9 protein-coding genes are annotated in these 9,083 nt (G+C 73.0%); 8 read left to right on the top strand and 1 reads right to left on the bottom strand.

Features of this window, described 5'->3' with window-relative positions; translation table 11 throughout:
* Positions 1-138 precede the first annotated feature (138 nt).
* Positions 139-975: an enoyl-CoA hydratase/isomerase family protein gene (locus tag ACGFW5_RS23805; RefSeq protein WP_393836310.1), complete on the top strand. Its 837-nt coding sequence runs from the start codon at positions 139-141 to the stop codon at positions 973-975.
* Between the two features lie 15 nt (positions 976-990).
* On the opposite strand, the gene ACGFW5_RS23800 is transcribed toward ACGFW5_RS23805, so the two are convergent.
* Positions 991-1,908, bottom strand: coding sequence for an SDR family oxidoreductase (locus ACGFW5_RS23800; RefSeq protein WP_393836309.1), 918 nt, complete (start codon positions 1,906-1,908; stop codon positions 991-993).
* A gap of 227 nt (positions 1,909-2,135) precedes the next feature.
* On the opposite strand from ACGFW5_RS23800, the gene ACGFW5_RS23795 reads away from it, so the two are divergent.
* The 7 genes from ACGFW5_RS23795 (at position 2,136) to ACGFW5_RS23765 (ending at position 9,048) form a co-directional block, all read left to right on the top strand.
* Positions 2,136-3,104 carry an NADPH:quinone oxidoreductase family protein gene (locus ACGFW5_RS23795; protein ID WP_393836308.1) on the top strand — a complete coding sequence of 323 codons (969 nt, stop codon included), beginning with the start codon at positions 2,136-2,138 and terminating at the stop codon, positions 3,102-3,104.
* Complete coding sequence (locus tag ACGFW5_RS23790; protein WP_393836307.1) at positions 3,101-4,282, top strand: acyl-CoA dehydrogenase family protein; 1,182 nt, start codon at positions 3,101-3,103, stop codon at positions 4,280-4,282. The genes ACGFW5_RS23795 and ACGFW5_RS23790 overlap by 4 nt, the downstream gene beginning before the upstream one ends.
* Positions 4,279-5,388: an acyl-CoA dehydrogenase family protein gene (locus ACGFW5_RS23785; protein WP_393836306.1), complete on the top strand. Its 1,110-nt coding sequence runs from the start codon at positions 4,279-4,281 to the stop codon at positions 5,386-5,388. The genes ACGFW5_RS23790 and ACGFW5_RS23785 overlap by 4 nt, the downstream gene beginning before the upstream one ends.
* A 74-nt stretch (positions 5,389-5,462) precedes the next feature.
* Positions 5,463-5,969 (top strand): DinB family protein, encoded by a 507-nt coding sequence (locus ACGFW5_RS23780; RefSeq protein ID WP_393836305.1) that lies wholly within the window; start codon positions 5,463-5,465, stop codon positions 5,967-5,969.
* Positions 5,970-6,836: 867 nt separating this feature from the next.
* Positions 6,837-7,499 (top strand): ABC transporter ATP-binding protein, encoded by a 663-nt coding sequence (locus ACGFW5_RS23775; protein WP_393836304.1) that lies wholly within the window; start codon positions 6,837-6,839, stop codon positions 7,497-7,499.
* A gap of 182 nt (positions 7,500-7,681) precedes the next feature.
* Positions 7,682-7,876 carry a hypothetical protein gene (locus ACGFW5_RS23770; protein ID WP_393836303.1) on the top strand — a complete coding sequence of 65 codons (195 nt, stop codon included), beginning with the start codon at positions 7,682-7,684 and terminating at the stop codon, positions 7,874-7,876.
* The gene (locus ACGFW5_RS23765) at positions 7,873-9,048 is read left to right on the top strand and encodes a winged helix DNA-binding domain-containing protein (RefSeq protein ID WP_393836302.1); all 1,176 of its coding nucleotides are present in this window, start codon (positions 7,873-7,875) and stop codon (positions 9,046-9,048) included. Before ACGFW5_RS23770 ends, ACGFW5_RS23765 begins: the two co-directional genes overlap by 4 nt.
* The last annotated feature ends 35 nt before the right edge of the window (positions 9,049-9,083 follow it).

The raw sequence follows: 9,083 nt of genomic DNA, 5'->3' as shown, positions 1-9,083 counted from the left end.
ATAGCTCCGCTATCACGACGTTCCGGCGCCTTGCGATGCACCGCACCAGGCGCCGCACCCTGACCGACCCTGATCCACCAGACACCCCCTAGTCTCGACAGGCCTGACGGGTAGTCAGCATAGGCAGGGGGAGGGGTGATGATCGACACCCTGGACCGGCGGGTCGCCGAGGGCGAGGAACGCATCCGGCTCGACGTCACCGGCACCGGCACCGCCGTCCTGACGCTGTGCCGGCCGGACAAGCTCAACGGATGGAGCTGGGAGTCCAGCCGCCAACTCGGACTGCTCGCCGATCGGATCCGCTTCGACGAGTCGGTCAGGGCCGTGCTGCTGCGCGCCGAGGGGCGTGCCTTCTGTGCCGGGATCGACGTCGGCGCCCCGGGCGGCGGCATCACCGGACGCTCCCCGGCCGAACGCACGCACCGCTACTACGAGGGCATCCGCTGGGTCCACGAGCGCTTCGCCGCCTTCGCCCGGCTGCCCCAGCCCGTGGTCGCCGCCGTCCAGGGCTACTGCCTCGGCTTCGGCTTCGAGCTGGCCTTGATGGCCGACATCAGGATCGCCGCGCAGGACGCCGTGTTCGCGCTGCCCGAGACCGGCATCGGGGTGGCCGTCGATGCCGGAGGGGAGCTGCGGATCGCGCGCGACGCGGGCGCCGGCTGGGCCAAGCTGCTCGCCCTCACCGGCCGCCGCATCGACGCGCCCACCGCCGAGCGCATCGGCCTGCTGCAACAGGTCGTACCGGTCGGGGAGCTGGACGGCGTGGCGGCGAAGACCGCGGAGGCGATCGCGGCCAACGCGCCCCTCGCCGTGCGAGCCGCCAAACGCTCCATCGACGCCTTCGCGGATGCGGGCCTGGCCGAAGCCCTCGACCGGGCCGCGCTCGCCGCGGCCCTCACCCTCACATCCGACGACGCACGCGAGGGCTACGCGGCCAGGGCCGCCCGGCGCCCGCCGGACTTCGAAGGAAAGTGAGGCGACCGCCACGCGCTACCCGCCGAACGGCCCCCGCCCCAGCTGGTCCCGCACGCTGCTCACCGGGGGCGCCACCAGGGCGCGCCGCTGCCAGTTCGCCCCGTCCACCACCAGGGTGTGGCCGCTGATGAACCGGGCGTACGGGGAGGCGAGGAAGGTGGCCGCCCAGCCGAGCTCGCGAGGCCGGCCGACCCTCAACGCGGGCTGGCGCGCACCGAGTTCGCCGGATTCCTCGGCCCGGTCGAGGCCCGCGCGGATCGACGGCGGAAGGTCGGGGTGCGGCATCAGACCCGGCACGAGGCCGTTGATCCGGATGCCGTAGGGCCCCCACTCCACGGCCAGCGTCTCGACCAGGTTCTGTACGCCGGCCTTCGCGGCCGCCGAGTGCGCGTGGCCAGGGCCGCCGGTCCACGCGTACGACGCTCCGATGCTGATGACCGATCCCGGGGTGCCGGCCGCCAGATGACGGCGGCCGAATTCGCGGGTCATGAACCACGTTCCGGTCAACGTGATGTCGAGGACCGCCCGCCAGGCGTTCGGCGACAGGTCCTCGGCCGGGGAGGGGAAGTTGGCGGCGGCGTTGTTCACCAGGACGTCCGGGAGGCCGAGCGCCGACTCGGCCACGTCGAAGACCTCGGCGATCCGCTCCGGCTCCCTGATGTCGCAGACGGCGCCCGCCACCCGGCCGCCGAGCGCCGCCAGCTCCCGCTCGGCGGCCCTGAGCCGGTCCGCCGAGCGCCCCACGATCATGAGGTCGGCGCCGAGCCGTGCGAATTCGGTGGCCATCGCCTTGCCGAGACCCGACCCGCCCCCGGTGACCAGGACCACGCTGCCCTCGTACGTGCCCGGCGCCAGCGCACACGCGCCGAGCGGGGGAGGCTCCGGCAGTCCGGGGTGCGCGGGGCGCGGTGGCTGTGCGGCTGCGTCGGTCATGGCGCATCCCTACCGGCTGCCGCCCCACATCGCCATGCCCGTGCAGGGACCTATCCGACGCGTGCGGTCCGGGTGCCGTCGCGTCGCGCGCCCGGCGGCCGCCCGTTTGCCGGCCGCTGGGCCCAGGCCATTCCCCCAACGACAAGCGACCGCTTAGTATGCTGCGAGCAGTGGAACGTACTCAGCGGTACGCAGCCCGTATCGCGCCCGGCGTGTGGAGGCCCCGAATGCAGGCATGGCGAGTGCACGAGAACGGCGAGCCGGGCGAGGTGATGCGGCTCGACGACATCGACCGGCCCGTGCCGGGCGCCGGCCAGGTGCTCCTGAGGGTGCGTGCCGCCAACATCAACTTCCCCGACGCGCTGCTCTGCCGCGGGCAGTACCAGATCCGCCCGCCGCTGCCCTTCACGCCCGGCGTGGAGATCTGCGGAGAGACCGAGGACGGCCGCCGGGTGATCGCCAACCCCGCGCTGCCGCACGGCGGCCTCGCCGAATACGTCGTCGCCGACGAGGCGGCCCTGCTGCCGGCGCCCGACGCCCTGGACGACGCCGAGGCGGCCGCGCTGCACATCGGCTACCAGACCGGAATGTTCGGACTGCACCGCAGGGCCCGCCTCCAGGAGGGCGAGACGCTGCTGGTGCATGCCGCCGCCGGGGGAGTGGGCAGCGCGGCCGTGCAGCTCGGCAAGGCCGCGGGGGCGCGCGTCATCGGCGTCGTCGGCGGGCCACAAAAGGCGGCCGTGGCACGGGAGTTGGGCTGCGACCTGGTCATCGACCGGCGTGCGGACGACATCGTCGCAGCGGTCAAGGAGGCCACCGCGGGCCATGGCGCCGACGTCATCTACGATCCGGTCGGCGGCGACGCCTACGCCAAGTCGGCCAAGTGCGTCGCCTTCGAGGGCCGCATCGTGATCGTGGGCTTCGCGAGCGGATCCGTTCCGGCGCCCGCGCTCAACCACGCCCTGGTCAAGAACTACTCGATCGTCGGACTGCACTGGGGCTTGTACGCCCAGAAGGACCCGGCCTCGATCGCGCGCTGCCACGAACAGCTGACCCGGCTCGCCACCGAAGGCGCCATCAAGCCGCTCATCAGCGAGCGGGTCCCGCTCAAGGACGCCGCGGCCGCCGTGCAGCGCGTGGCCGACGGCACGACCACCGGCCGCGTGGTCGTCCTCACGGACGGAGCCGGCCGATGACCGACGCCGCCGAACTGCGCGCCCGCACAACCGAGTTGCTTGCCGCGCACCCGCCCGCCGACACCGAACCGCTCGACTTCCTCAAGGCCCGCTTCGACGCCGGGCTCGCCTGGGTGCACTACCCGGTGGGCCTCGGCGGTCTCGCCGCGCCGCGCTCCCTGCAACCCGTCGTCGACGCCGAGCTCGCGGCGGCGGGCGCCCCCGACAACGACCCCCGGCGGATCGGCATCGGGCTCGGCATGGCCGCGCCGACCGTCCTCAAGTACGGCACCGAGGAACAGAAGCGACGCTTCCTGCGCCCCCTGTGGGTGGGCGAGGAGGTCTGGTGCCAGCTCTTCAGCGAGCCGGGCGCGGGCTCCGACCTCGCGGCGCTCGGCACCCGTGCCGTGTGCGACGGCGACAGCTGGGTCATCGACGGCCAGAAGGTGTGGACCTCCAGCGCCCACCTCGCCCGCTGGGCCATCCTCATCGCCCGCACCGACCCCGGCCTGCCCAAGCACCAGGGGATCAGCTACTTCATCTGCGACATGAGCGACCCGGGCGTCGAGGTGCGGCCACTGCGCCAGATCACCGGCGAGGCCGAGTTCAACGAGGTCTTCCTCACCGGGGTCCGCATCCCCGACGCCCATCGGCTCGGTGAGATCGGCGAGGGTTGGAAGGTCGCCCAGACCACCCTCATGAACGAGCGGGTCTCCATCGGCGGCATGCGCATCCCGCGCGAGGGCGGCATGATCGGCCCGGTCGCCCGCACCTGGCGCGAACGCCCCGAGCTGCGCACCCACGACACGCACCAGCGCCTGCTCACGCTGTGGGTCGAGGCCGAGGTGGCCCGGCTCACCGGCGAGCGCCTTCGTCAGCAGCTCGTCGCAGGCCAGCCAGGCCCCGAGGGCTCCGGCATGAAGCTCGCCTTCGCCCGGCTGAATCAGGAGATCAGCGGCCTGGAGGTCGAACTCCTGCGCGCGGACGGGCTGTTGTACTCGGACTGGACGATGCGCCGGCCCGAACTCGTCGACTTCACCGGCCGCGACGCCGGGTACCGCTACCTGCGCTCGAAGGGGAACTCCATCGAGGGCGGCACGAGCGAAGTGCTCCTCAACATCGTCGCCGAACGTGTACTCGGGCTGCCCGCGGAGCCGCGCAACGACAAGGACGTCGCCTGGAAGGACCTGGCCCGATGACAGCACAGACCGCCGAAGAAGCCACCCCCGACCTGCTGTACTCCGAGGCCGAGGACGACCTCAGGGCAGCCGTGCGCGCTCTGCTCGCCGACCGCACCGACACCCCCTCCACGCTCGCCCGCGCCGAGTCGGACGCGCCGTACGACCCGGACCTGTGGCGCTCGCTCGGCGCCCGGATGGATCTCGCGGGGCTGCTCGTGCCCGAGGAGCTGGGCGGACAGGGCGCGTCGCACCGGGAGGCCGCGGTGGTCCTGGAGGAGATCGGCCGGGCGGTGGCGCCCGTGCCGTTCCTCACCAGCGCCGTGATCTCCACCGAGATTCTGCTCGCGCTGGGCACGGAGAAGCCCGAAGTAAGCGCGCTCGTACGGGAGTTGGCCAGCGGGCACAGGACCGCCGCCCTCGTCGTGCCGTTCTCGGCGGGGCCGGATTCGGTACGGCTGTCCGGGACGCTCACCGGGACCGTCTCCCCGGTCGCCGACGCGGCCACGGCCGACGTCCTGCTCGTGCCGACGGCCGAGGGCCTGTACGCGGTGGACGCGGCCGATGTCACGGTCACTGCGCTCACACCGCTCGACCTGACCCGCCCGCTCGCCGCCGTCACCCTCGACGGCGTGGGCGGCACGCTCCTGGCGGGCGCGGACACCACGCCCGCCGCTGTGCGGCGCGGGCTGCTCGCCGGGGCCGGGCTGCTCGCATCCGAACAGCTCGGCATCGCCGAATGGTGCCTGACCGAGACGGTCACGTACACCCGCGAGCGCAAGCAGTTCAACCGGCCGGTCGGCTCCTTCCAGGCGCTCAAGCACCGTATGGCGCAGCTCTGGCTTGAGATCGTCTCGGCGCGGGCCGCCGCTCGCAACGCGGCCGACGCGCTGGCGACCGGCAGCCCGCAGGCGCCGCTCGCGGCGGCCGTCGCCCAGGCCTACTGTGCCCGGGTGGCGGTGCATGCCGCCGAGGAGTGCGTACAACTGCACGGCGGTATCGGCATGACCTGGGAGCATCCCGCGCACCTCTATCTCAAACGTGCCAAGTCGGCCCAGATCGCGCTCGGTTCCGCGGGTGAGCACCGGGCTGCGATCGCCGAGCTCGTCGACTTGCGGGCGCCCTGAGGGCGGGCCGGGGGTTCTCGTCCATCCCGCGGACGAGAACCCCCGGCGCCCGGGCCGCTTGGCATCATCGGCCGATGACCGATCACCAGCGCGCCACACCGTCCAAGACGGCCGACGACCGTACGTCGCTGACCGCGTTCCTCGACCACCAGCGAGAAACGCTCGCCTGGAAATGTGCGGGCCTGAGTGCCGGGCAGCTGAAGGCGAAACCGGTACCGACCTCGGATCTGAGCCTGCTCGGCCTGGTCCGGCACGCCGTCGACACCGAACGGATCTGGTTCCGGCTCGTCCTGAACGAGGAACGCCTGACGACGTGCTGGCCGCACACCGCCGACGGGGAGTCCGGCGCCTTCCATGTGGAGGACGCCGATGTGGACGAGGCGTTCGCCGCCTGGCGCGCCGCGTGCGCAGACTCGCGCTCCGTCGTCGACTCCCGTGCCGGTCTCGACGGGACGGTGGAGTTCCGGGGCGAGTCCATATCGCTGCGGTACATCCTCACCCACATGATCGAGGAGTACGCCCGCCACAACGGCCACGCCGACCTGCTGCGCGAGGCCATCGACGGCGCAAGGGGCGAATAGCCCGCCGGGCCACGGCTTCCCGCGCCCCGGAACCCGCGCCCGCGCGGACGCGGGCCTCCGTCCGTGGGGTGGGACGCGTGTGACCCGTTCGGCGTGCGGCGCAGTGAAGGGCGCCGGTCCGTCGGTCGGTTGGGGCGCGTGCGACATCGTCCGGCGTGCGCCGCGGAGGGTGCTGGTCCGTCGGTCGGTAGGGATGAGTGTGACCCCGTTCGGCGTGCGTCGTGAAAGGCGCCGGTTCGTCCGCTCGTTGGGGCGCGTGTGACATCGTCCGGTGTGCGTCGTGAAGGGCGCTGGTCCTTCCGTCGGTTGGGGCGCGTGCGACATCGTTCGGCGTGCGCCGCGGAGGGTCTGGTCCGCCCGTGGGTTGGGCCGCGCGTGACACCGTTCGCTGTGCGACGCGAAGGGCGCCGGTCCGTCGGTCGGTTGGGGCGCGTGTGACCCGTTCGGCGTGCGGCGCCGTGAAGGGTGCTGGTCCGTCGGTCGGTTGGGGCGCGTGCGATACCGCTCGGCGTGCGCTGCGGAAAGGGCCGGTCCGCCCGTCGGTTGGGGCGCGCGACACCGTACGGCGTGCCGCCGTGAAGCGTGCCGGCCCCGTTCGCCCGGTGTGCCTGCACCCTTCGCGTTCCCCTTCGTGCGGCTGCTCGTTCGTGGCCCGGGCTGCGCAAGCCGGCGGTTTCAGCGGGGAAATCGCCGATGCCACCAGCTTCTTCGGCGCCCCGCGTTCGCATCACCCGTACGCTCGTGGTCTGCTCGAAGCCCTGCCGGAACGTTCCTTCAGGCCCATTCCCGGCATACCGTCGGGGCTGGGGGCCTCTCGGGCCAACGGCCGGTTCGCCTGCCACCACGCCCACGGGGAGGACTCCAGCAGTGCTCGAACTCAGCAACATCACCGCCGGCTACGAGCGGGGCAAGCCCGTCGTGCGGGACATGAGCCTCGCCGTGGCCGCCGGCGAGGCGGTCGGCCTGCTCGGCCCCACCGGCTGCGGGAAGTCCACCCTGGCCCGGGTCGCCGCGCTGCTGCACCGTCCCGACGCGGGGACGGTCGTCGTGGCCGGCACCCCCGTCGTCGGCCACCGGGCTCCACGCGCCCTGCGCGTCACCGTGGGAGTCGTCTCCCAGTCGCCCCGGCTCTCGACCGGCCGCGGGCTGCGGTTGCGCGAACTGATCGCCGAGCCGCTGAAGGCGACCGGCCGGCACATCGAGATCCGCGAGCGCGTCGACGAACTCGCCCACGCGGTCGGCCTCGGCGGTGACCTCCTGACCCGGGCTGCCGACGACGTCAGCGACGGCCAGCTCCAACGTGCCTGCCTGGCGCGCGCTCTGGTGCTCCGCCCGCGCCTGCTGATCTGCGACGAGATGACCACCGCGCTGGACTCCTCGACCACGGCCGCCCTGGTCGACGCCGTCGAGACCTACCGGCGCGCGACCAGGGCGTCCCTGCTGGCCGTCGGACACGACCGGGTGCTCCTCGACCGCTGGTGCGACCGCACGGTCACCTGGGGCACGCCGGCGGACCGCGTACCCGCCTGAGCCACGATCCGCACAGGGGACGGCACCGGCACAGCCTCCGCCTCGCGGCTCAGGGGCCGGGCCGTGGGGTAACAGGCAGTCAACACCCGTACGGCGGACATGTCTTGAGCCGGACGGCGGCGCCTCCTCCGCCACACTGACGCCCGAACGCCGGGATTCCGGCGCGGTGGAGGAGGTTCGTCATGGCTGTTTCGATCTCGGTGGTCCTGTTGCTCGTGGTCCTCGCGGTGATCTTTCTTCGGAGCGGGGGGCTCAAGCTCTCGCACGCGATCGTCTGCGCTCTGCTCGGCTTCTTCCTGGCCGGTACGAGCATGGCGCCGACCATCCTGGACGGCCTCAGCGCGACGGCGGGTGTGGTCGCTAGCCTCAAACCATGACCCAGACCCGCCGGAAGATCACCGCCGAGGAACGCCGCGCCCGCCTCGGCGCCCGCCATCTGCTGGCACCCGCCGCCCGCGCCGGTACGCCGGAAGCGGTGGCCGAGGCGCTGCTCGGTCTGCACGCCACCGACCCGGCCTCCGTGTACCTCTCCGTCGCCGCCCGTCTCAAGGATCCGTCCGTGGCGGACCTGGAGCGCGCGCTGTACGAGGACCGGACGCTGGTGCGGATGCTGTGCATGCGGCGCACCATGTTCGTGGTGCCGCGCGAACTCGCCCCCGTCGTGGACGCCTCGACGGCCCGCGCCGTGGCCGCCCGTGAGCGCAGGAACCTGGCCAAGGTCATCCAGGAGCAGCTCGGGTTCGACGAACGCTGGTTCGCCGCGACCGAGGCGTCGGTGCTGGCCGCGCTCCAGGGGCGCGGCCAGGCCACGGCCTCGCAACTCGCGGACGAGGTACCGGACTTGAAGGCGCAGATCGTGCAGGCCGAGGGCAAGCCGTACGAGGCGAGGGTGCGTGTCACCAGCCGTTTCCTCGGTGTGATGGCCGCCGAGGGTCGCATCCGGCGCGGCCGGCCGCTCGGCAGCTGGGCGTCCAGCCAGTACCGCTGGATGCCCGCGGAGCCCCACCCCGACCTGCCCGTCGACGAGGCCAAGTCGCTCCTGGCCGCCCGCTATCTCGCGGCGTTCGGCCCCGCCACCACCGAGGACGTCAAATGGTGGACGGGCTGGACGCTCACCGACACCCGTAAGGCGCTGGCCCGCACCGACGCGGTCGAGGTCGAGCTCGACGAGGGCCCCGGTCACGCCCTGCCCGCCCACCTCGAACCGCCTGCCGAGCCGCAGCCCTGGGCCGCGCTGCTTCCCGCGCTCGACCCCACCCCCATGGGCTGGCGGCACCGCGACTGGTACGTCGACGCCGGGCACACGCGCGAACTCTTCGACACCAACGGGAACATCGGGCCCAGCGTGTGGTGGAACGGGCGCGTCGTGGGCGGCTGGGCCCAGCGGCCCGACGGCGAGATCGTCACGGAGCTGCTTGCGCCCGGCGGCCCGGGGAAGGACGCGCGCACGGCGATCGGCGTCGAGGCCGCCCGGCTGACGTCGTTCTTCGCCGGTGTCCGGATCAAGCCGAGTTTCCGCACCCCGCTGGAGCGTCGGCTCGCGACGTGATCGCGGTCGGGGTGCGGAAGCCGGACGCCTCGTCC

Origin of the sequence: Streptomyces sp. NPDC048416 (genome assembly GCF_043200435.1) — a bacterium.
Classification (GTDB): domain Bacteria; phylum Actinomycetota; class Actinomycetes; order Streptomycetales; family Streptomycetaceae; genus Streptomyces.
This window is presented reverse-complemented; position numbering and strand designations above follow the sequence as displayed.